This is a genomic window from Pseudomonas baetica, from assembly GCF_051216495.1.
GTDB classification, from domain to species: Bacteria; Pseudomonadota; Gammaproteobacteria; order Pseudomonadales; family Pseudomonadaceae; genus Aquipseudomonas; species Aquipseudomonas baetica_B.
The window spans coordinates 17,092-38,797 of the sequence record NZ_JBPKAM010000013.1 but is presented as its reverse complement, the minus strand read 5'-3'; the positions used below and the strand labels follow the sequence as shown (position 1 = coordinate 38,797).

Below are 21,706 nucleotides of genomic sequence, written 5' to 3'. Positions count from 1 at the left end.
TTCTTGGATTGCCGACAGGTTGTTCCGGCGGTGTGTAGTTTTACTACAAATCATCCGGCATTTCAGCCTTACTAATGTATATACGAGTAGTAAAACTACAGATGAGCGGCTTGTGGCCCCCGGCTGCGTTGTGAGAATAATCGTTAAGGTTGGTCTTTTACCAACCCGAAAAGGTGAAAGTTTGATGTTGGCTGCCAAAAATGAAGAGATTACAGCTATTTCTAACTTTTGTTCGACAGTCCTCCAGGTAGTGCATTCCTGCAAATCACTACATTCGGCCCAATACACGCCGATCAAGGATAGACCATGAGCCTTCCTTCGCTTGCCGAACTGCCCTCCATCCTGCTGCCGTTTGTCACCCGCGCCGAGCAGTCGTTCCGTGCTGCCGTTGCTTCCCTGGATGACGACCATGGCTTGTCCACTTGGTCCCCTGAACGCTGGGGCCAATTTGCCCGGGTGACGGCCGCCAGCGACTTCGTCGCCGAACAAAGCGTGCGCGATCCCGTGATGTTGCTCGAGCTGGTGCGGTCCGGCGAACTGGACCGTGCTTTTGCGCCCGGTGAGTTGTGCGCGCAGATTGCGGCAGTGGCGACCGCCGCTGAAACCGATGATTTGCTGGGGCGCGCCTTGCGCCGACAGCGCGCCCGTCATCAAGTGCGCATCATTTGGCGTGACTTGACCCGCCAGGCCGATCTGATTCAGACCTGCCGCGATCTGTCGGACATGGCCGACGCGAGCATCGATCAGGCTTATCAATGGTTGTACGCGCGGCATTGCCAGCAATTCGGCGTGCCCACGGGTCACCGCAGCGGTGAGCCCCAGCAAATGGTTGTCCTCGGCATGGGCAAACTGGGCGCGGTGGAGCTCAATCTGTCGTCGGACATCGACCTTATTTTCGCCTACCCCGAAGGTGGCGAAACCGTCGGTGCAAAACGCCCGCTGGATAACCAGGAGTTTTTCATCCGTCTCGGCCAGCGCCTGATCAAGGCCCTGGATCCGATGACCGTCGACGGTTTCGTATTCCGCGTCGACATGCGCCTGCGCCCCTATGGTTCGTCGGGGGCGTTGGTCCTGAGCTTCAATGCACTGGAACAGTATTACCAGGACCAGGGGCGCGACTGGGAGCGCTACGCGATGATCAAGTCGCGGGTGGTCGCCGGCGATCAAGTGGCCGGCGCGCAACTGCAAGACATGCTGCGGCCGTTCGTTTACCGGCGTTACCTGGACTTCTCCGCCATCGAAGCGCTACGCACCATGAAGCAACTGATCCAGCAGGAAGTCCGGCGCAAGGGCATGGCCGACAATATCAAGCTGGGCTCTGGCGGCATTCGCGAGGTGGAGTTTATCGCCCAGGCCTTCCAGCTGATTCACGGCGGCCGCGACCTGAGCCTGCAACAGCGTCCGCTGTTGAAGGTGTTGAGCACGCTCGAAGGGCAGGGCTATTTGCCGCCGGCGGTGGTCAGCGAGCTGCGCGAAGGTTACGAATTCCTGCGCTACACCGAACATGCAATCCAGGCGATTGCCGACCGCCAGACCCAGATGCTGCCGGACGGCGCCCAGGACCAGGCACGTATTGCTTTTATGTTGGGCTTCGACGACTGGGCAGCCTTTCATGAAAAATTGATGCACTGGCGCGGCCGTGTGGCCTGGCACTTCGGGCAAGTGATCGCCGATCCCGACGAGGAGCAGGGAGCGGAAAGTGAAATGGTGGTCGGCGGTGAGTGGCTGCCGTTGTGGGAAGAAGTCCAGGATGAAGAAGCTGCCTGTCGTCAATTGCAGGAGGGCGGTTTCACCGATCCTCCCAAGGCGCTGAAAGCGCTGGCCAGTCTGCGCGGCAGTCCGCAGTTGCGTGCCATGCAGCGTCTTGGGCGCGAGCGTCTCGATGCCTTTATTCCGCGTTTGCTGGCTCAGGCGGTGGAGCACGCCAATCCGGATCTGGTGCTGGAGCGGGTGCTGCCGTTGGTAGAAGCCGTGGCCCGTCGTTCCGCGTACCTGGTATTGCTGACTGAAAACCCCGGCGCGCTGCGCCGCTTGCTGACCTTGTGCGCAGCCAGCCCATGGATCGCCGAACAGATCACTCGCTTCCCGTTACTGCTCGACGAACTGCTCAATGAAGGCCGGCTGTTCAAGCCGCCGTTGGCGCCTGAGCTGGCTGCCGAATTGCGTGAGCGCCTGACGCGGATTCCCGAGGACGACCTCGAGCAGCAAATGGAAGCCTTGCGCCATTTCAAGCTGGCGCATCGCCTGCGAGTTGCGGCTTCGGAAATCGCCGGTCACCTGCCGCTGATGAAGGTCAGCGATTACCTGACCTGGCTCGCCGAAGCAATTTTGGAGCAAGTGCTGGCCCTGGCCTGGCGTCAGACCGTGGCCAAGTACGGCACGCCGCTGCGCACCGACGGCACTTTGTGCGATCCCGGCTTCATCATTGTCGGTTATGGGAAAGTCGGCGGTCTGGAACTGGGGCATGGTTCGGATCTGGATCTGGTGTTCATCCACGATGGCGACCCGCAGGCGGAAACCGACGGACCGAAACCCATCGATGGCGCGCAATTTTTTACCCGGCTCGGGCAGCGGATCATTCACTTGCTCACGGCCCAGACCAACTCCGGCCAGCTGTATGAGGTGGATATGCGTCTGCGACCGTCCGGTGCGTCGGGTCTGCTGGTAAGTTCGCTGGGTGCGTTTGCCCGATATCAGGAGGGCGAAGCCTGGACCTGGGAGCATCAGGCGCTGGTGCGGGCGCGGGTGCTGGTGGGCAGTGAAGATGTCGGCCGGGCGTTCGAGCTGGTACGGGCGGCGATCCTGGGCAAGACGCGCGATCTGCCCAAGCTGCGTCAGGAAGTGAGCGAGATGCGCGCCAAGATGCGCGACAACCTGGGCAGCAAGGGGACGGCGGCCGGCACCGGGGCAAATGCCTTCGAGGCCACGGTGCCCTTCGATCTCAAGCAGGACGCCGGTGGTATCGTCGATATTGAATTTATGGTGCAATACGCGGCCCTGGCGTGGTCCGAATCACACCCGCCATTGCTGCGCTGGACTGACAATATCCGCATTCTGGAAGAGCTGGAGCGCGAGGGGCTGATGCCCGCCGAAGATGCCAGCCTGTTGCGTGAAGCCTATAAGGCTTACCGCTCCGCCGCCCACCGGCAGGCCTTGCAGAAGGACCCCGGGGTGATACCGGGCGACCAGTTCGCGGACGAACGGCGACAGGTCATGCGAATCTGGCGTGAGCTGGGGCTGTAGGAGCGAGCTCGCTCGCGATGGTCGTTAACGATAACTCGGCTAATCTGATACCCCGCGGGGCGCTCAGGTTCATCGCGAGCAAGCTCGCTCCTACAGTCGCCTTGCAGTGAATGTAGAATTATCGAGGCGGGGAGGCGTATGCCTCCCCGGTTCGTTTATGGAAGCCACATGAATATTTTGATCGTTGGGCCCAGTTGGGTCGGTGACATGGTGATGGCGCAGACACTGTTTCAGTGCCTCAAGCAGCGCCACCCGCAATGCGAAATCGACGTGCTGGCCCCCGAGTGGAGCCGGCCGATTCTTGAACGCATGCCCGAAGTGCGCCAGGCCTTGAGCTTCCCGCTCGGCCACGGCGTGCTGGAGCTGGCAACGCGTCGGCGCATCGGAAAATCCCTGGCCGGCCAATACGACCAGGCCATCCTGCTGCCCAATTCCCTGAAGTCGGCGCTGGTGCCGTTCTTCGCCGGTATCCCCAAGCGCACCGGCTGGCGTGGCGAATTCCGCTATGGCCTGCTCAATGATGTGCGTACGCTGGACAAAGAGCGTTACCCGCTGATGATCGAGCGATTCATGGCCCTGGCTTACGAGCCTGGCCTTGAGCTGCCCAAGCCTTATCCGCGCCCCAGCCTGCAGATCGATCCGGTGACCCGCGAAGCGGCACTGGCCAAGTTCGGTCTGGTCCTCGATCGTCCGGTACTTGCGTTGTGCCCTGGCGCCGAGTTTGGCGAGGCCAAGCGCTGGCCGTCCGAGCACTACGCCAAGGTCGCCGAAGCGAAGATTCGCGAAGGCTGGCAAGTCTGGTTGTTCGGTTCGAAGAATGATCATGCGGTGGGCGAAGACATTCGTTCGCGGTTGATTCCCGGTCTGCGTGAAGAGTCGGTGAACCTCAGTGGCGGCACCTCGCTGGCCGAGGCGATCGATTTGATGTCGTGCGCCGACTCGGTGGTGTCCAACGACTCCGGCTTGATGCACGTCGCGGCCGCGCTGAACCGTCCGCTGGTGGCGGTCTACGGTTCAACGTCTCCGGGGTTCACGCCGCCGCTGGCCGAGCATGTCGAGATCGTGCGCCTGGGCATCGAGTGCAGCCCGTGCTTCGATCGCACGTGTCGATTCGGTCATTACAACTGCCTGCGCCAGCTGATGCCGCAAGCGGTGAACGAAGCCTTGCAGCGTTTGCAGGGCACTGTGGTCGAGGTCAAATAGTTTGCGGGTACTGCTGATCAAGACTTCATCGCTGGGCGACGTGATTCACGCGTTGCCGGCGTTGACCGACGCGGCGCGGGCGATTCCCGGTATCACCTTCGACTGGGTGGTGGAAGAAGGCTTCGCCGAAATTCCCACCTGGCACCCGGCAGTGGGCAAGGTGATTCCGGTGGCGATCCGTCGCTGGCGCAAGAACATCTGGCAAACCATCAAGAGTGGCGAGTGGAAGCGTTTCAAGCAAAGCCTTCGTGCCACACAATACGATCTGGTCATCGATGCCCAGGGCCTGTTGAAAAGCGCCTTGCTGACCCGCTATGTCAAAGCGCCGGTGGCGGGTCTCGACAAGGATTCCGCCCGTGAGCCGATTGCCGCACGCTTCTATTCCCGGCGTCTGGCCGTGGCTCGCGGACAACATGCGGTGGAGCGGGTGCGTCAGCTATTCGCCGTGGCCCTGGGATACGACTTGCCCAAAGGCCTGGGTGACTATGGCCTGAACGTCGAGCGCCTGGTGGAGCTGCCACGCAAAAATCCTTATGTGTTGTTCCTGCACGGCACCACCTGGGACACCAAGCACTGGCCTGAAGCCTACTGGCGCGAGCTGGCCGAGCGGGTCGGTTATCTGGGTGTCGGGGTGAAGCTGCCCTGGGGCAATGCCATCGAGAAGGCTCGCGCCGAGCGCATCGCCAAGGACATGAAGCACGTCGAGGTGCTGCCGAAGCTGAATCTGGCCGGTGTCGGCAAAGTGCTGGCCGGCGCCCAGGCCTGCGTGGCGGTAGACACCGGCCTCGGTCACCTGGCTGCCGCGCTGGACGTGCCGACGTTGTCGCTGTTTGGTCCGACCAACCCCGGCCTGACCGGTGCCTATGGCAAATCGCAGATACACATGGCCAGTGACTTCCCCTGCGCGCCGTGCCTGCAAAAAAAATGCACTTACCAGCCGACGGCTGAAGATGCCCGTCAATTTGACCTGACGCGCGAGTTGCCATTGTGCTTCACGCGCCTGAATCCCGAGCGTGTCGCGAGCCGACTGAGCACGTTGTTACTGGCTGAGGAGCTGCGCTGATGCAATTGGCATTCGTCCTGTACAAATACTTTCCCTTTGGTGGCTTGCAACGCGACTTCATGCGCATTGCCCTGGAATGCCAAAAGCGCGGCCACCAGATTCGCGTCTACACGCTGATCTGGGAAGGCGATGTGCCGCCGGGTTTTGAGGTGCTGGTGGCGCCGGTCAAGGCGTTCTTCAACCATCGGCGCAATGAAAAGCTCAGTGAATGGATGGAAGCGGACCTGGCCAAGCGTCCCGTCGACCGTTTGATCGGCTTCAACAAGATGCCCGGTCTGGACGTGTATTACGCTGCCGACGGTTGCTTCGAGGACAAGGCGCAGAACCTGCGCAACTCGTTGTACCGGCGCTGGGGCCGTTACCGCCACTTTGCCGAATACGAGCGCGCCGTGTTCGCCAGAGACGCCAAGACCGAAGTGCTGATGATTTCCGAAGTGCAGCAACCGCTGTTCATCAAGCACTACGACACGCCTCTGGAGCGTTTCCATTTGCTGCCGCCTGGCATCGCTCAGGATCGCCGCCGGCCCGCGGATGCTGACGAGATTCGCGCCGGGTTCCGCGCCGAATTCAACCTCAAGGACGATGAGCTGTTGCTGGTGCAGATCGGTTCCGGGTTCAAGACCAAAGGCGTGGATCGCAGTCTCAAGGCACTGGCGGCGTTACATCCTGATTTGAAGGCACGCACCCGGCTGTTTGTAATTGGTCAGGACGACCCCAAGTTATTCCAGATGCAGAGCGCGACATTGGGTCTTGGCGACAACGTGACATTCCTCAAGGGGCGCAGCGACATCCCGCGTTTCCTGTTGGGCGCCGATCTGTTGATCCATCCGGCCTACAACGAAAACACCGGTACTGTGCTGCTTGAGGCCCTGGTGGCCGGGTTGCCGGTGCTGGTGAGCGCGGTCTGTGGTTATGCACATTACATTGCCGAGGCCGATGCCGGCCTGGTGCTGGACGAGCCGTTCGAACAGGGGCAATTGACGCAGTACCTGACCGGTATGCTGAACGACGCTCAAGCACGGGCGGCCTGGAGCCGCAACGGTCTGGCCTTCGCTGAGACGGCCGACCTCTATAGCATGCCGCAGCACGCGGCCGATGTGATTCTGGCGGAGCACGCTTAAATGAAGTTGATGCTGGCTGAACCGTTCAAGAGCCTTTGGGCGGGCCGCGATCCGTTCACCGAAGTCGAAGGGCTCCAAGGCGAGGTGTACCGCGAGCTTGAAGCTCGCCGCACCCTGCGCACCGAGGTGAATGGCGACGGATTTTTCGTGAAGATCCACCGCGGCATCGGTTGGGGCGAGATCTTCAAGAACCTGCTGACCGCCAAATTGCCGGTACTCGGCGCGGGCCAGGAATGGAAGGCCATTCAGCGCTTGCAGGAAGTCGGGGTGCCGACCATGACCGCCGTCGCCTATGGTGAGAGGGGCAGCAATCCGGCGGATCAGCATTCCTTCATCGTCACCGAAGAGCTGGCGCCGACCATCAGCCTCGAAGACTTCAGCATCAATTGGGTCAAGCAGCCGCCTTCGCCTGTGCTCAAGCGCGCGCTCATCGGCGAAGTGGCACGCATGACCGGCATGATGCATCGCGCGGGGGTCAACCATCGCGACTGCTATATCTGCCACTTCTTGCTGCACACCGACAAGCCGGTGACCGCCGACGACTTCAAGCTCTCGGTGATCGACCTGCACCGCGCCCAGACCCGTCAGGCCATCACCCGGCGCTGGCGCAACAAGGATCTGGCGGCGTTGTACTTTTCGGCCCTGGATATCGGCCTGACGCGCCGGGACAAACTGCGCTTCCTCAAAGGCTACTTCCAGCAGCCGCTGCGGCAGATTCTCAGTGAAGAAGCCGGGTTGCTGAGCTGGCTCGAAGGTAAAGCCAATAAACTCTACGACCGCAAACAGCGATACGGGGACGCGCTCTGATGGCGGGTTGGACACTGGAACCGGCTTACAGCGATCTGGCCGAGGATTTCGGCAGTCTTGACGCTGTGTTTGCGCTTCAGGGCGAGCGCCTGACCCACGACCCGCTGTCGGAGGTCATTCGTGTTCAGCGCAATGGCGTCAACTACTACGTCAAGCGCTACGTGGGTGCCGGTAAAGGCTTGCGTCGGTATATCGGCAAGCCACGGGTGAAAATGGAATGGCAAAACCTCAAGCGTTTCGCCAAATGGGGCATCCCCACCGCCGAAGTGGTGGCCTGGGGGCTGGAGCGTCGCGGAGCGGCCTACGCTCGCGGGGCGATGATCACCCGTGAACTGCCGCATACCGAAGACTTGTCGGCCCTGGCCGAGCGGCACGACCCAAAGCTGGCGGACCGCGCCTGGGTCGACACGGTCAGTCGTCAGTTGGCCAGCCACACGCGGACCATGCACGAGCACCGCTTTACTCATAACGATTTGAAGTGGCGCAATTTGCTGATCGACGATCAGGCCAAATTGTTCCTGATCGACTGCCCCAACGGTGATTTCTGGAGCGGGTTCTGGCTCAAGTACCGCATCACCAAGGACCTGGCGTGCCTGGACAAGGTCGCCAAGTATCAATTGTCGGCGACCCAACGCCTGCGCTTTTACCTGCAATACCGCCAAAGGACCCGCCTTACGGCCGCTGACAAAAAGCGGATCCGGCACGTGGTGAGATTTTTCGAGGGACGCGAATGACTGATTTTCTGGCCGCTGAAGACCGTGCGCTGCTCGAACGCCACGGCCTCGGTACGTTCGACGCGCTCTGGGCCCGGCAGCTTGATGCCGTGGACGAGCCCAACACCCTTCGCGATGGCTGGAGTAGTGTGTTTCGACTGGATCTGGAAGGTCGTGGTTTCTACCTCAAGCGTCAAAGCAACTACCAGATGCGCACCTTGCACGCGCCCTTTGGCGAGCCGAGTTTTGCCCGGGAGTTTCGCAACATCAGTCGTTATGAGGCGCTTGGCATTCCAGCGCTGAAAGCGGCGTTTTTCGGTGAGCGCAAGGTCGACGGTGAGGTCCGCGCAATCTTGCTGACCCGTGCCCTGGACGGCTGGGATGATCTGGATTCGTTGTTGCAGCGCTGGTCGGACCTGAGCGAAGCGCAACACACCGCCATTTTGCAAGCTTGCGGGAAACTGGCGCAGCGCCTGCACGGCAAGCGACAGGTGCATGGCTGCTTTTATCCCAAGCACATTTTTCTGTGCGCCACCGGCGACGGCTATCAGGCCCAACTGATCGACCTGGAAAAGACCCGTCCGTTGCTGTTCGGTCAGCGCGACCGGGTCAAGGATCTGGAGCCACTGCTGCGTCGCGCGCCGGAGTGGAGCGAAACGCAGCTGCGCATTTTGCTGGCTGCCTACCTGGATCAGCCGCAGGACAGTACGCTGATCGATAGCTGGCTTGGTCGCTTGACCTCGCGGCGCAGCTACAAGGAGAAGCGCTGATGCGTTTGTCCGAACTGAAAAACGCTGGCCGCAGCCCAACACTGCCGCTGAGCCTTTCGTTGGCCGATGCTGCGGGGTCAGCCGAATTGCAGCTGCTGAGCCTGTTGCGGGTGTTGCCCGGGCAGCGTTATGTCGGTGCCGGTGTTTGGCGCGGTCGCCCGGTACTGGCCAAACTGCTGGTCGGCAGCAAAGCGGCGCGGCATTTTCAGCGGGAGCTGGATGGCGTGCGCTTGCTCGCAGAGCAAGGCCTGACCACGCCGCTGCTATTGGCCGATGGGCTCAAGGACGGCGAGGGCGGTTGGCTGCTATTCGAGTTTCTGGAGGGCGCGACAAGCCTGGGCGACGCCTGGAAGCAGGTCGAACCCTTGCCGGTACTGGCCGATGAACAAACGGCGGTGCTGGCAGAGGCGTTGGGTGCAATCGGGCAGATGCATCGCAAAGGCCTGTGGCAGGAAGACCTGCACCTGGACAACCTGCTGCGCCAAGGCAATCGACTGTATTTGATCGATGGCGCCGGGATTTGCGTTGAAACACCTGGTCAGCCATTGTCGCGGCAGAAAGTCCTGGAAAACCTCGGTGTGTTTTTTGCCCAGTTGCCCAAGGCGCTGGAGCCGTTCATTGAAGAGTTGCTGGTGTATTACCTGCTGAGCAATGGCGAGCATGCCTTGCCCATGGAGGCTTTACAGAAGCAGATCGATAAGGTGCGCAACTGGCGGCTCAAAGACTTCCTGATCAAGGTCGGTCGCGAATGCACACTGTTTAGTGTCCAGCGCGGCGCGTTCGGCCTGCGGGCCATTCGTCGCGAGGAGGAAACAGCGCTGCTGCCGGTACTGGCGCAGGCCGATGCCTTGCTCGATCAGGGGCACCTGTACAAGACCGGCGGTGCGGCAAGCGTCGGCAAGGTCGAGGTGGACGGTCGTACGCTGGTGATCAAGCGTTACAACATCAAAGGCTTCGCCCATTGGCTCAAGCGCTTCTGGCGCCCGAGCCGGGCCTGGCATTCCTGGCAGGAAGGCAATCGCCTGGCGTTCCTCGGAATCGCCACGCCAAAGCCTTTGGCGCTATTGGAAAGGCGTTTTCTCTGGTTGCGCAGTCGGGCTTATCTGATCACCGAGCATCTGCCAGGCCCGGACATTATTGAACGCTTTGCGCCGTATGTAGAAAGCGGCAATGCACCAGAAGCCGAATTGCGGGCGCTCGATCACTTGTTCGCAGAACTGGTTCGTGAGCGAATCAGTCATGGCGATTTCAAAGGGCACAATCTGTTTTGGCAGGAAGATCGCTGGGCGTTGATTGATCTGGATTCGATGTGTCAGCACCGCTCCCTCAGCAGTTTCGCCCCGGCCTATGTGCGGGATCGGGCGCGGTTCATGCGCAACTGGCCTGAGAGTAGTGCGTTGTATCAAGTCATTGATCGGCGTCTGCCCAAAGACATCTCCGGCGCTGGCTGAATCGCCTTCGCGAGCAGGCTCGCTCCCACAGCGTAATGCGTGCCCTTGTGGGGGCGAGCCTGCTCGCGAAAGGGCCGGAACATCCGCTCGAGAAAAGGGGGCAAGTTCTTGTGATTCGTCCTACATGATCTTGGGAAGCCATGAACTGTGGCCTGGGTAACCATGATGCTAGTTTGCCTGGCGCTCGTCTGATGGGCTGGACACGGCGGTGTTGCCGTACACGATTTACCGGCAGAGCGAGGATCGCAATATCCGTATTACTGGCGGACTGCACGCGAATAAACAGGCCTGCGCTTCCGTCGCGCATGCTTGCCGCTTGTGGCTAGAGGCTTGAAGCTGCTTTTGAGCTATAATCCCGCCCTTTAGCTGCCTCGCGCTCTTTGCGAAGGCACATCATTTTTTGAGGCGCCACGGCGCCTGCATGCAGACTAAAGAGGCTAGACCCCTGTGGCATTGACGATTCTTGGCCTGTCCGGCGCCCTTAGCCATGATCCTTCCGCAGCCCTGTATATCGACGGCAAGCTGGTCGCGGCGGCTGAAGAAGAGCGCTTCGTACGCGATAAACATGCAAAGAACCGCATGCCCTACGAATCGGCAAAATTCTGTCTGGAACAAGCCGGTATCAAGCCTTCCGACGTTGATGTGGTAGCGATTCCATTCGCGCCGATCAGCTTGTTCGGCAAGGCGCGTTGGCAGTATGCCAAGCGTTATTGGTATGCCCCGGACCGCGCACTCGACGCGATCCTGATGGGTAACCGTCGCTACAAGCGCTATCGCAACAAGATCGTCTGGTGTCTGGAACAACTGGGTTTTGATCCGAAGAAGATCAAGATCGAGCCGGTCGAACACCACCTGGCCCACGCCTCCAGCGCTTATCACTGCTCCGGTTTCAAAGAGAAAACCGCGATCCTCGGCATCGACGGCAAAGGCGAATACGCCACGACCTTCTTCGGTTATGGCGAAAACGGCAAGATCCACAAGATCAAGGAATTCTTCGATCCGGACTCCCTTGGTGGCCTGTACGGCGCTATCACCGAGTTCCTCGGTTTCGATATGCTCGACGGTGAGTTCAAGGTCATGGGCATGGCGCCGTACGGCGACGCCAGCAAATACGATTTCTCGCGCCTGGCTTCGTTCGAAAACGGCGAACTGGTGATCAACACCGACTACGCCAACGTCATTGGCCTGCGTCGCTACAAAGAGAAGGGCAAGGGTTACTACTTCTCGCCGAAGCTGATCGAGTGGTTGGGTCCCAAGCGCGAAGGCGACATCGCCGACGAGCCTTACATTCACTACGCTGCCAGCATTCAAGCGCTGTTCGAAAAAATTGCGCTGCAGATGATCGATTACTACCTGGGCGACATACTCAAGCAAACTGGCAAGCTGGCCTACGCCGGAGGCTGTGCGCTGAACGTCAAGCTCAACCAGAAAATCATCGCCCGCGACGACGTCAAAGAGTTGTTCGTGCAGCCTGCCTCCGGCGACGCCGGTACCGCGGTAGGCGCTGCGGCCTATGTGTCCCACGCCCGTGGCGTACCGGTCGAGAAGATGGAACACGTCTACCTCGGCCCGTCGTACAGCAACGAGGACGTGATCGCTGCCTGCGCGCGTCACGAGAACAAGCCCACCTGGCGCAAGCTCGACAACATGCCGGAGCAGATCGCCAAAATCATGGTCGATGGCAACCCGGTGGCCTGGTTCCAGGGGCGCATGGAGTTTGGTCCGCGTGCGCTGGGCGGTCGTTCGATCATCGGTTGCCCGAGCGTGGCCGGCGTGGCTGACCGCATCAACCACCAGATCAAGTTCCGCGAGCGCTGGAGGCCTTTCTGCCCGTCGATGCTCGACACCGTGGCGCCGCAGATGATCAAGATCGATCACCCGGCTCCGTTCATGACCTTCACCTTCGAAGTGGCTGAAGAGTGGAAAACCCGCGTGCCGGAAGTTGTCCACGAAGACGGCACTTCCCGCGCCCAGGTGCTCAAGCGCGAATACAACCCGCGCTACTACGACATGATGAAAGCGCTGGAAGTCCTGACCGGCAACGGCGTGTCGCTCAATACCTCGCTCAACCGTCGTGGCGAACCGATGATCTGCTCGCCGACGGACGCCTTGAACATGTTCTTCGGCTCCGATCTGCAGTACCTGATCATGGAAGACATCCTGGTGGTCAAAGAGGGTGCGGACGCCTATGACACGCTCGGCTGAACGCCATGTGCTGCAGTTCTGCCACGGCTATGACGGGCCGTTTCTGGACTGCGCCCGGCAGTACGCCAGCCTGTTCGCGGGGACCGGCTATCGCGTGACCACGGTGTTTCTGACCGGGGTTGCCGATGCCGAAGTCGCCGCACAATGCGCCAGCGATGAAGTGCTGTTCATGGAGTACAGCTCCAAGGCGATTCGTGGCCTGAAACTGGGTGCCATCGGTGATCTGCGCAAGATCGCCGCCTCGCGCAATTTCAGTTTCTGCATCGCTAACCGTTTCAAGCCCATTTATATCGCCCTGCTCGGCACGTCACTGCCAGTGATTGGTGTGCACCATGCGTTTGACGATTACAAACGCGGTACGCGCAAACTGTTCGCGCATATTTTCCGCAAGCGCCTGAGTTTGCTCGGCGTGTCGGACGCCGTGCGCGACGATATACGCCGCTGTTTGCCGAAATGGCCGGATTCACGGATTCAGACGCTGTACAACCGTATTGACGTTGACACCTTGCAGGCTTCGCAGGTGTCGGCGGCTGAAGCCCGTGAAACCCTTGGCCTGGCGGCGGATGCCTGGATCGTCGGCAATGTCGGGCGCCTGCATCCGGACAAGGACCAGGCCACGCTGCTGGACGGTTTCGCCGCGGCGCTGCCGGGTTTGCCAGCCAACAGCCAACTGGTGATTCTGGGGAGCGGCCGTCTGGAGCAGGATCTCAAGGCCCAGGCCCGCGAGCTGGGCATCGGCGATCGCGTGCTGTTCCTCGGTCAAGTGCCTGAGGCGCGGCGTTATTTCCGTGCTTTTGATGTGTTCGCCCTGAGCTCCGATCACGAACCGTTCGGCATGGTGCTGCTCGAAGCCATGGCTGCCGGCGTGCCCTTGCTCGCTACCGCTTGTGGCGGGGCGAAGGAAGTAGTCGAAGGCGTGGGCATTCTGTTCCCGCTTGGCGATGCCGAACATTTGGCTCAAGGGCTGCAACACATGGCCGCGATGGACTCGCAGCAACGTCATCTATGCGCCGAGCTGATGCTCGAGCGCTTGCGTGAACGTTTCTCCGACCGCGCGGTGCGTGATGCTTTCTGGCATTTGCCACACGTTATCGAACTGGCACCGAGGGGCTGATGCTCAACCGATTTCAAGGCTGGCGCGAACGTGGCTGGTCGGTAGCCGACGCCTCGACGTATGCAGAAGCCTGGCAGCGTTACGGCGGCAGCGTGGCGACCCATCCGATGGTGGTCGAGCGCCTGGCGAACCTGGCCGATATTCCAGTGCGTTACCTGGCCTGGCAGCAAAACGGCGAAGTTAAAGCGGCGATTCCGACCTGGGGTCGCGATCTCGCGTTGTCCAAGGACGTGCTCAAGCGCAGTGGCAAGAAGGGCCTGTTCGACCTCGGCAACGCCGAAATCATCTTGCCGGCTGCCGATGATGCCCAGGCTCCGTTGCGTCATCGCGGTCGTTATTTGTCGGCGCTGAACGAACACCGCTTCACCGGCATCAAGCTGCAGGCCGAACAACTGGCCATGGCCCGCACGCCTGAAGAGCTGTCGAAGAAGTTTCGCTACAACCAGCGTCGCGAACTGCGATTGCTGGAAGAGGCAGGTGGCGTTGTGCGACCGGTGTCTGAATTCTCCAGTGCTGAGCTGGCGGCGATTTACTGCGACTTGTTTCAGCGCCGCTGGGGTTTCCCGGCCACAGGTGCCGCGCGCATGGCCGAGGTGATCGAACTGTTGCGCGAGTTGCTGATCGGCTCGGTTATTTTCCTCAATGATGCGCCGATTGCGATTCAACTGGTGTATCGCGTCGAGACGCCGCAGTGGATCAGTGTCGAGTACATTAATGGCGGTGTCGACCCTGAGACCCGTGAATTCAGCCCCGGCAGCGTACTGAGCTTCCTCAATACCCAAAGTGCCTGGGAGCATGCCCGTGCGCTGGACAAGCCATTGCGCTTTTCCTTCGGTCGCGCCGACCGTGAATACAAGGATCGCTGGTGCAACCCCGTTCCGGTCTTCACCGTATGAGACAACCCATGAGTCGCAAACAGCAATTGCTCAAGCGCCATCGGCGCAACAAACACATCGCCCTGTTTATCACACTGGTTGTACTGATTGGCATTGGCGTGATGGTGTCCTGGTGGATGCGCCTGGTGCTCGCGATACTGACTTGGGTTGCCCACGAAGCCTGGTTTGCCGACCATCTGTTCTACTCGCCAAAAGGCGATTACAAGTACAAATTCCCACCCTATACGCCGCAGCCCAAAGTTCATCTGAGTGGCGATCGCCTGCGGCTGGATGAGGGGGTGATGCTGGTTGACGACGCGACCCTGGTGTTGGCGCTGCAGATCAAAAGCACATGGCTGGGGCGCTTCCTCGATCCGGTGGTCGAGTTGTCCGGGGGCGATAACCCTGACCGACAAACCTTCGAGCGTGGCGTGAACGGTGTGCGCTACCTCAATCTCAGTGGTCAGGCGCAGGTGTTGTCGCGAGGGGAGTTACGTCTGCGAGGGCGTTTTTGTCGATTGCTCGGCGAGCCTGTATTGTGGGCCTTCGAGCATCCGGATTACAGCCGGCAGCGGGTGATGGTGATTGCACCGCACGCTGATGATGCTGAACTGGCTGCATTCGGGTTGTACAGTCGCGCCAGTGAAAGCTGGATCGTGACCATGACCGCCGGTGAAATCGAAACCAAGCACTATCAGCAAATGGGGCTTGAGGGTGTCGAGGCGTCGCGATTGAAGGGTTCGCTTCGTGCCTGGGACAGTGTCAGTGTGCCGCTGTGGGGCGGCGTCCCTCAGGAGCGTTGTATCCAGCTGGGATATTTCTGTCTGCAATTGCCTGCGATGCAAAGCGCACCGGGCGAAGCCGTGGCGTCCCGCGAGGCCGAACTTGGCGATACCCGGTATTTCCGTAGGTTCAATCCATTTACCTTGGGCAGTGACATCGATGGTGTGCCGTCCTGGAACAATCTGCTGGCCGATCTGCGCGAATTGATCGAACGCATTCAGCCTCAGGTGATTGTTTTGCCACATCCGCACTTCGATCCGCATCCGGACCATCTGTGCTCCCAGCAAGCGGTGATGCAAGCTCTGAGCGGCACCACCTGGCAGCCCGATAGGCTGTTGCATTACGCCAATCACTTGCACGACAACGATCGCTGGCCTATGGGCGATTCAGGTACGGGGGTGGCGCTACCACCTCAGTTTGAAGCTGTTGAGCCCTTGCTACCGTGGACGTCTTCTCTATCGACTCAAGAGCAGTGGAACAAGGCTATGTCATTGGGCATGATGCATGACCTTCAGCCCCGTCTCCCCCTCAAGCGTCTGGTTCGCCGGGGAATTCAACGTTTGCTTGCAGCCCGACGCTGGCCGGCTTTTGGTGAAAACGAGTTCTTCCGAAAAGCAGTGCGACGCCACGAGCTGTTCTGGGTCCAAGAGTTGACTGGCAAGAGAGAGACCAATTGAAAGTTCTGTTTCTGGTGCAGAAAGAACAGCGAGCGATCCTGGATCGGCTGTATGACGGAATCGCCGAACAGTGCGACTGCGACAAGCGCGAACTGAGCAGTGCAGAGCAGGACGACTTGCGAGGGTATTTCCGCAAGCATGTCGACGTCACCCGTTACGACCGGATTGTGTTCTTCCTGCGCTTCAAAAAAGAAATCAGACAGGTGCGGTTCATACAAACGCTGCCCAATCTGGTTATTCTGGAACACGATGCCTATCAGAATTACATTCCGTGCAAATACACCGGGAAATTCAGTGCCCATTACCGCAAATTGCCGTGGGCGCGGGTGATCAGCTCGGGCTATATGGTCAGCCAGCGTTTGCGCGATGAGGGTTTTGATGCCCATTTCGTGCCCAAAGGCTACGACCAGGCGTTGTTGCAAAACCGCCAGCGTGAACGCGATATCGAACTGGGTTTCGTCGGCAGTCTTAACAGCGTTGCCTATGCCGGGCGCAAGGCGATGCTTGAGTCCGTGGGCGAGGTTGAAAACCTGCTGGTCACGCGCACCAAGTCAGGCGAGGAATACTGCGAAACGCTGAGCCGGATTCGTTATTTCGTCAGTGCCGATGTCGGCATGGGCGAGTACATGATCAAGAACTTCGAAGCCATGGCCTGCGGCTGCGTGCTGTTTGCCTACGATCAGGGAGAGGAAGAGAATCGCGCCCTGGGTTTTGTCGACATGCACAACATAGTGCTTTACCGAACGCGCGATGAACTCCGGGAAAAACTGGCCGTATTGCGTGAGTCACCTCAGCTGACCGAGTCCATTTCTTTGGCCGGGCAAGCACTGGTAGAGCAGCGGTACAGCTTCCGTGCGGTGGGACATGCGATTGTCGACGCGATGCGCGCTCCGTTGCGCGAGCGGGCTCCGCTGAACTGGAAAGAAAAATTACGCTTGTCGCTGGGGCTGTGAGGCCAGGCGATTCAACAATCAAGGGTGCGGTGTAAACACATGCTGTTCAGCGAGACTAGCGATATTTCGGTCGTCATCACCAGTTGCGGTCGCTTCGATTTGTTGAAGCGAACCCTCGAAACGTTTGACCGGTTCAACACGGCTCCCATCCGTAAAGTGTTCATTACCGAGGACTCCGGCGACAGTGCCGTAGAGGCCTGTATCCCGGAACACTGGCGGGCGCATACCCAGTTTTTCATCAATAACCCGCGCCTGGGTCAATTGAAGTCCATCGATGCCGCCTATGCTCAGGTGCAGACGTCGTGGATTTTCCATTGCGAGGACGACTGGGATTTTTACCGTGAAGGGTTTATCGAAGAGTCCCAGTGCCTGCTGGAGGAAGATCCGCAGGCGCTTCAGGTATGGTTGCGCAGTTTCAATCACGATTTGATGGTTCACAGCCCTTACGTGTTCCTGAACGAGCGCAAGGTCAGTCACGGCATTCCTTATTATGTGTTGGGCTCGCACAAGGCTGACTGGCAGGGTTTCTCCTTCAATCCGGGGCTGCGGCGACGTGCGGACTATCTGGTCCACGCACCTTACTCCGCGTTCTCCGGAGAAAAAGACCTGTCGCGCCTGTACGCGGCGCAAAACCGCTATGCGTTGATTCTCGAAAACGACGCGGTATTACACACAGGCTTCGGTGAGCATGTGGTGGTCCCGCAGGAGCGCCTGGACAAAATGCGACGTAAACGTCTCGATCGACTCAAATTGATTGCGGCCCTGGTTTTCGGTCTGGTTGCAGGTTGGGTGCTCCATGGGATCTAGTGGTATGAAGCCCGGCAAAATGACCGTCACCTCGTATTTTGGAGCAGTGCTCTGCCTGTTCCTGCTGAGCTTTGTGGTGGGCTGGTCCTCGAAGTGGACCAACAATCTGTTCTACGGCCTGATGGTGGTGCCGGGTCTGGTGTTCCTGATCAAGGAGCGTGGTGCAGGCTTGCTCAGGCAGCCGTTGGTCTTGGGCTGGCTGGTATTCATTCTGTGGTTTCTGGTGCCGGCAGCCATTGCCGGGCAACTGCAGTTTTTCAAGCATGTCTTCTACGTGATGATGTTCATCATGGTGGTTGGCGCTTTCAGCGATCCACAGTTTTTCCGCAGCCGGGGGTTTGTCCGTGCGCAGTTCTGGATCCTGGTGCTGTATATCTACGGTTGCGCCCTTTACAGCTGGGTCACCAATGAATACGTCATCGGCGACCGGATGGCGCTATTACCGGCACGCTTGCAGAATGTCATCTACGCCAGTATTTGGCTGTGGTGTGCGCTGGCACTGGCGTTGCCCTTGTGGTTCAGGGAGCGTCGCTGGATCGAAGGTGTACTGGCCATTGTCCTGTCGATTTTCGCGGTGACCTTTGTTCTGCAGACGCGGACGGCGTTGGTTGGGGTCGCGTTCCTGTTGGGGATGTGGTTGCTTTATGGTCTCTACTACAGGCCGCGATTGGTTGGCACTGCGGTGGCAATCAGCCTGGTTGTGATCGGCACGTTGTACCTGGTGGTGCATGACGAAGCCTGGTACCAGTCACTCTGGGCCCGGGGTGACTCCTATCGCATCCAGATCTTTCACATCATGGTTGGTGAGTGGCAGCGTTGCGGCTGGATGCTGGGTTGTGGCGTCAACTTCCACACTGATCAAGTACTGGATGGCTGGATGCCAATCCAGCATCCGCACAACATCTATGTAGCGCTGGGGCTGTACAGCGGCGCAGTGGCGCTGGTGCTGTTCATCGGGGTGATGGCGGCCTCGCTTTGGCAGGCCTGGCGTCTGCGTGATGCCTGGGGCATGTACCTGGCCTGTGCGCTGGTCATGCTGAACTTCGATGGCAGCTTGCTGATCGGTAACCCTGACGAGTTATGGCCTCTGGTGCTGCTGCCGGGGGCCATGATCATGGGACGCGTGCTGAAGGCGCAGCGCACCGCGCTGGCATGACACCTGACCTTCGCCCCCTCCCCGGGGGTGAAGGTGGCCAGATTATTTCTGCAGGGCCCGGTTCAGTTCTTCCGGGGAGCAGGTGGTCTGGGTCTGGCCATAATGCTGCATGAACACTTTACCCTGCGCGTCGAGCAGCCACTGACGATCCTGCGGGTAGCGCACCATGTGCTTGAAATTGCGCAGCCGCAGTGTCTTGCGCAGCGGGCGGCGATACACACGCAAATCGGCGATATCGATCAGGCCAAGCTGATGCTCAGGCGTGAGCACGATGTTGCCCAGGTGCGCCGAACGGAAATAGATCCCGCGCTCATGCAAGGTGGCCATGAAAACACCAAGTTGACCACGCAGCGGATCGGCGTCGTCCTGGATATCCAGCAGCTGGCGCAGGGTTTGCCCTGGCAGCGGATCATAGTGCACGGCATCACGCTCGATACTTGGAATGCGATAAACCTGCCGGATCGACGGGCAGGGAATCTGTCGCTCGCGCAGCGCATCGCAATTGTCGGCAAACCGCTTGGCGTAGGGATACCAGGCCGCCGATGTCAGCAGGCGCTTGCGACGGAACAGCTTGAGGATCGAGCCATCTGTCAGGCGCAAGACCTTGTCCCCCGAACCATCCGCTTCAAGGACCTGTGCTCCCTCGCGCAGGGCAAGGTATCGGCTGTGATCAAGCGCTTGCATCAATACTCCGGGGTTCGACGCCATGAGGCATGGATAGCCGGCCATGTTACCGCAGCTCAGCGACTAAAATGGCCTGTGTTACACTCGCGGGCTCTTTTCTCATACAACGGGTTCTCATGACTAGCCCTGATTCGCCTGCGCCGTCGAGCTTGAAGATTTACCTGCGCCTGCTGTCGTATGTGCGTCCGTATTGGGGCATGTTTGCGCTCAGTATCGTTGGCTTCGTGATTTTTGCCTCGACGCAGCCGATGCTGGCCGGCATCCTCAAGTATTTCGTCGATGGCTTGAGTAACCCTGAAGCGGTGCTCTTCCCCAATGTTCCCTATTTGAAAGACTTGCAGCTGCTGATGGCCGTGCCATTGCTGATCATTCTGATCGCTGCGTGGCAGGGCCTTGGCTCGTTTCTTGGCAACTACTACCTGGCGAAGGTTTCGCTGGGGCTGGTCCACGATCTGCGGGTCGAGTTGTTCAACAAGTTGCTGGTGCTGCCCAACCGCTACTTCGACACCCATAACTCCGGCCACCTGATTTCGCGCATCACCTTCAACGTGACCATGGTGACCGGTGCCGCCACCGACGCCATCAAAGTCGTGATCCGTGAAGGCCTGACGGTGGTGTTCCTGTTTGCCTATTTGTTGTGGATGAACTGGAAGCTGACCCTGGTGATGCTGGCGATCCTGCCGCTCATTGCGCTCATGGTGAGCAGCACCAGCAAGAAATTCCGCAAGCAGAGCAAGAAAATCCAGGTGGCCATGGGCGATGTGACCCATGTGGCTTCCGAGACCATCCAGGGTTATCGCGTGGTACGCAGCTTCGGCGGCGAGAGCTATGAAGAGCGTCGCTTTGCTGCCGCCAGCCAGGGCAACACCGACAAGCAACTGCGCATGACCAAGACCGGTGCGGTCTATACACCGATGTTGCAGTTGGTGATCTATACCGCCATGGCGGTGCTGATGTTCCTGGTCCTGTTTCTGCGCGGCGACGCCACGGCCGGTGATCTGGTGGCTTACATTACCGCCGCGGGCTTGCTGCCCAAGCCGATCCGGCAGCTGTCGGAAGTCAGTTCGACCATCCAGAAAGGCGTTGCCGGTGCCGAAAGCATTTTCGAACAACTGGACGTTGAACCTGAAGTTGATAACGGCACCATCGAGCGTGAGCGTATCGAAGGTCGCCTGGAAGTGCGTAATCTCAGCTTCACGTACCCTGGAACCGACCGTGAAGTATTGAAAAACATCAGCTTCACGGCGGCACCGGGGCAGATGATCGCCTTGGTTGGCCGCTCCGGTAGCGGCAAGTCGACCCTGGCCAGCCTGATTCCCCGTTTCTATCATCACGACATCGGCGAAATCCTGCTCGATGACGTCGAGATCGAAGACTATCGTCTGCGCAATCTGCGCCGGCATGTGGCGCAAGTCACCCAGCATGTGACCTTGTTTAACGACTCCATTGCCAACAACATCGCTTACGGTGATCTGGCTGGTGCGCCTCGGGCCGACATTGAAAAAGCCGCCACCGACGCCTACGCAATGGACTTCATCTCGCAAATGCCCGAAGGCCTGGATACCCAGGTCGGGGAAAATGGCGTGTTGCTGTCCGGCGGCCAGCGTCAGCGCCTGGCAATTGCCCGCGCACTGTTGAAGAATGCGCCGCTGCTGATCCTCGACGAGGCGACATCGGCACTCGATACCGAGTCCGAGCGTCACATTCAGGCAGCGCTCGATCAGGTCATGAAAGGCCGTACGACGCTGGTCATTGCTCACCGTTTGTCGACCATCGAAAAGGCCGATCTCATTCTGGTGATGGACCAGGGCCAGATCGTCGAGCGAGGCACCCACGCTCAGCTGTTAGCGCAAAACGGCTACTACTCGCGCCTGCACGCGATGGGGCTGGATGCTCCGGCCGAAGACATCGCTTGAGTCCCGGCAACAGGGTGAGGCTGACTCACCCTGTTGCCGTTCCGGCGTGCAATGCGCTCGGGGATTTGTATCCGAACCCTTACGTGACTTGACCAAACCTGAATAAATCCTGGCAGCACGCTTGTTAAGGTTCCTGAACGAACTTTGACTTCAATCGAGAGGGCC

The 21,706-nt window shown here is 59.5% G+C and carries 17 protein-coding genes; 16 read left to right on the top strand and 1 reads right to left on the bottom strand.

What is annotated here, in order from left to right; all coding sequences use genetic code 11:
* The first annotated feature begins 306 nt into the window (after window positions 1–306).
* The 15 genes from glnE (at window position 307) to ACSFE6_RS07380 (ending at window position 18,941) form a co-directional block, all read left to right on the top strand.
* Window positions 307–3,243, top strand: a complete 2,937-nt coding sequence (gene glnE, locus ACSFE6_RS07450) for a bifunctional [glutamate--ammonia ligase]-adenylyl-L-tyrosine phosphorylase/[glutamate--ammonia-ligase] adenylyltransferase (RefSeq protein ID WP_435426996.1) — start codon at window positions 307–309, stop codon at window positions 3,241–3,243.
* Between the two features lie 168 nt (window positions 3,244–3,411).
* Window positions 3,412–4,446, top strand: coding sequence for a lipopolysaccharide heptosyltransferase II (waaF, locus tag ACSFE6_RS07445; RefSeq protein WP_435426995.1), 1,035 nt, complete (start codon window positions 3,412–3,414; stop codon window positions 4,444–4,446).
* Between the two features lies 1 nt (window position 4,447).
* The gene (waaC, locus tag ACSFE6_RS07440) at window positions 4,448–5,509 is read left to right on the top strand and encodes a lipopolysaccharide heptosyltransferase I (RefSeq protein WP_435426994.1); all 1,062 of its coding nucleotides are present in this window, start codon (window positions 4,448–4,450) and stop codon (window positions 5,507–5,509) included.
* Window positions 5,509–6,630, top strand: coding sequence for a glycosyltransferase family 4 protein (locus ACSFE6_RS07435; RefSeq protein WP_435426993.1), 1,122 nt, complete (start codon window positions 5,509–5,511; stop codon window positions 6,628–6,630). The genes waaC and ACSFE6_RS07435 overlap by 1 nt, the downstream gene beginning before the upstream one ends.
* Window positions 6,631–7,437 (top strand): lipopolysaccharide core heptose(I) kinase RfaP, encoded by an 807-nt coding sequence (gene rfaP / locus ACSFE6_RS07430; RefSeq protein ID WP_435426992.1) that lies wholly within the window; start codon window positions 6,631–6,633, stop codon window positions 7,435–7,437.
* Window positions 7,437–8,171 (top strand): lipopolysaccharide kinase InaA family protein, encoded by a 735-nt coding sequence (locus tag ACSFE6_RS07425; RefSeq protein ID WP_435426991.1) that lies wholly within the window; start codon window positions 7,437–7,439, stop codon window positions 8,169–8,171. Before rfaP ends, ACSFE6_RS07425 begins: the two co-directional genes overlap by 1 nt.
* Window positions 8,168–8,920: a lipopolysaccharide kinase InaA family protein gene (locus ACSFE6_RS07420; RefSeq protein ID WP_435426990.1), complete on the top strand. Its 753-nt coding sequence runs from the start codon at window positions 8,168–8,170 to the stop codon at window positions 8,918–8,920. The genes ACSFE6_RS07425 and ACSFE6_RS07420 overlap by 4 nt, the downstream gene beginning before the upstream one ends.
* Entirely contained in the window at window positions 8,920–10,371 is a 1,452-nt protein-coding gene (locus ACSFE6_RS07415; protein ID WP_435426989.1) for a lipopolysaccharide kinase InaA family protein, read from the top strand. Before ACSFE6_RS07420 ends, ACSFE6_RS07415 begins: the two co-directional genes overlap by 1 nt.
* 447 nt (window positions 10,372–10,818) lie before the next feature.
* On the top strand, window positions 10,819–12,576 hold the full coding sequence (locus ACSFE6_RS07410) for a carbamoyltransferase family protein (protein WP_435426988.1): 1,758 nt from the start codon (window positions 10,819–10,821) through the stop codon (window positions 12,574–12,576).
* Window positions 12,560–13,690 carry a glycosyltransferase gene (locus ACSFE6_RS07405; RefSeq protein WP_435426987.1) on the top strand — a complete coding sequence of 377 codons (1,131 nt, stop codon included), beginning with the start codon at window positions 12,560–12,562 and terminating at the stop codon, window positions 13,688–13,690. Before ACSFE6_RS07410 ends, ACSFE6_RS07405 begins: the two co-directional genes overlap by 17 nt.
* Complete coding sequence (locus ACSFE6_RS07400; protein ID WP_435426986.1) at window positions 13,690–14,586, top strand: antimicrobial resistance protein Mig-14; 897 nt, start codon at window positions 13,690–13,692, stop codon at window positions 14,584–14,586. Before ACSFE6_RS07405 ends, ACSFE6_RS07400 begins: the two co-directional genes overlap by 1 nt.
* A gap of 8 nt (window positions 14,587–14,594) precedes the next feature.
* A complete protein-coding gene (locus ACSFE6_RS07395; RefSeq protein WP_435426985.1) occupies window positions 14,595–16,025 on the top strand; it encodes a PIG-L deacetylase family protein in 1,431 nt (476 codons plus the stop codon).
* Entirely contained in the window at window positions 16,022–16,978 is a 957-nt protein-coding gene (locus ACSFE6_RS07390) for a glycosyltransferase family protein (protein WP_435426984.1), read from the top strand. The genes ACSFE6_RS07395 and ACSFE6_RS07390 overlap by 4 nt, the downstream gene beginning before the upstream one ends.
* A 39-nt stretch (window positions 16,979–17,017) precedes the next feature.
* Window positions 17,018–17,785 carry a glycosyltransferase family 2 protein gene (locus ACSFE6_RS07385; RefSeq protein WP_435426983.1) on the top strand — a complete coding sequence of 256 codons (768 nt, stop codon included), beginning with the start codon at window positions 17,018–17,020 and terminating at the stop codon, window positions 17,783–17,785.
* A 4-nt stretch (window positions 17,786–17,789) separates the two neighbouring features.
* Window positions 17,790–18,941 (top strand): O-antigen ligase domain-containing protein, encoded by a 1,152-nt coding sequence (locus tag ACSFE6_RS07380; RefSeq protein ID WP_435426982.1) that lies wholly within the window; start codon window positions 17,790–17,792, stop codon window positions 18,939–18,941.
* A 42-nt stretch (window positions 18,942–18,983) separates the two neighbouring features.
* On the opposite strand, the gene ACSFE6_RS07375 is transcribed toward ACSFE6_RS07380, so the two are convergent.
* Window positions 18,984–19,625: a toluene tolerance protein gene (locus tag ACSFE6_RS07375; RefSeq protein WP_435426981.1), complete on the bottom strand. Its 642-nt coding sequence runs from the start codon at window positions 19,623–19,625 to the stop codon at window positions 18,984–18,986.
* 116 nt (window positions 19,626–19,741) lie between these two features.
* Between ACSFE6_RS07375 and msbA the strand changes: the two genes are divergently transcribed.
* A complete protein-coding gene (gene msbA, locus ACSFE6_RS07370) occupies window positions 19,742–21,541 on the top strand; it encodes a lipid A export permease/ATP-binding protein MsbA (RefSeq protein WP_435426980.1) in 1,800 nt (599 codons plus the stop codon).
* Window positions 21,542–21,706: the final 165 nt, after the last annotated feature.

Excerpts from the sequence above, each read along its gene's own strand:
- glnE (WP_435426996.1), top strand. The coding sequence starts at position 307 with ATGAGCCTTCCTTCGCTTGCCGAACTGCCCTCCATCCTGCTGCCGTTT.
- waaF (WP_435426995.1), top strand. The coding sequence starts at position 3,412 with ATGAATATTTTGATCGTTGGGCCCAGTTGGGTCGGTGACATGGTGATG.
- ACSFE6_RS07435 (WP_435426993.1), top strand. The coding sequence starts at position 5,509 with ATGCAATTGGCATTCGTCCTGTACAAATACTTTCCCTTTGGTGGCTTG.
- rfaP (WP_435426992.1), top strand. The coding sequence starts at position 6,631 with ATGAAGTTGATGCTGGCTGAACCGTTCAAGAGCCTTTGGGCGGGCCGC.
- ACSFE6_RS07425 (WP_435426991.1), top strand. The coding sequence starts at position 7,437 with ATGGCGGGTTGGACACTGGAACCGGCTTACAGCGATCTGGCCGAGGAT.
- ACSFE6_RS07420 (WP_435426990.1), top strand. The coding sequence starts at position 8,168 with ATGACTGATTTTCTGGCCGCTGAAGACCGTGCGCTGCTCGAACGCCAC.
- ACSFE6_RS07415 (WP_435426989.1), top strand. The coding sequence starts at position 8,920 with ATGCGTTTGTCCGAACTGAAAAACGCTGGCCGCAGCCCAACACTGCCG.
- ACSFE6_RS07405 (WP_435426987.1), top strand. The coding sequence starts at position 12,560 with ATGACACGCTCGGCTGAACGCCATGTGCTGCAGTTCTGCCACGGCTAT.
- ACSFE6_RS07400 (WP_435426986.1), top strand. The coding sequence starts at position 13,690 with ATGCTCAACCGATTTCAAGGCTGGCGCGAACGTGGCTGGTCGGTAGCC.
- ACSFE6_RS07395 (WP_435426985.1), top strand. The coding sequence starts at position 14,595 with ATGAGTCGCAAACAGCAATTGCTCAAGCGCCATCGGCGCAACAAACAC.
- ACSFE6_RS07385 (WP_435426983.1), top strand. The coding sequence starts at position 17,018 with ATGCTGTTCAGCGAGACTAGCGATATTTCGGTCGTCATCACCAGTTGC.
- ACSFE6_RS07380 (WP_435426982.1), top strand. The coding sequence starts at position 17,790 with ATGAAGCCCGGCAAAATGACCGTCACCTCGTATTTTGGAGCAGTGCTC.
- ACSFE6_RS07375 (WP_435426981.1), bottom strand. The coding sequence starts at position 19,625 with ATGCAAGCGCTTGATCACAGCCGATACCTTGCCCTGCGCGAGGGAGCA.
- msbA (WP_435426980.1), top strand. The coding sequence starts at position 19,742 with ATGACTAGCCCTGATTCGCCTGCGCCGTCGAGCTTGAAGATTTACCTG.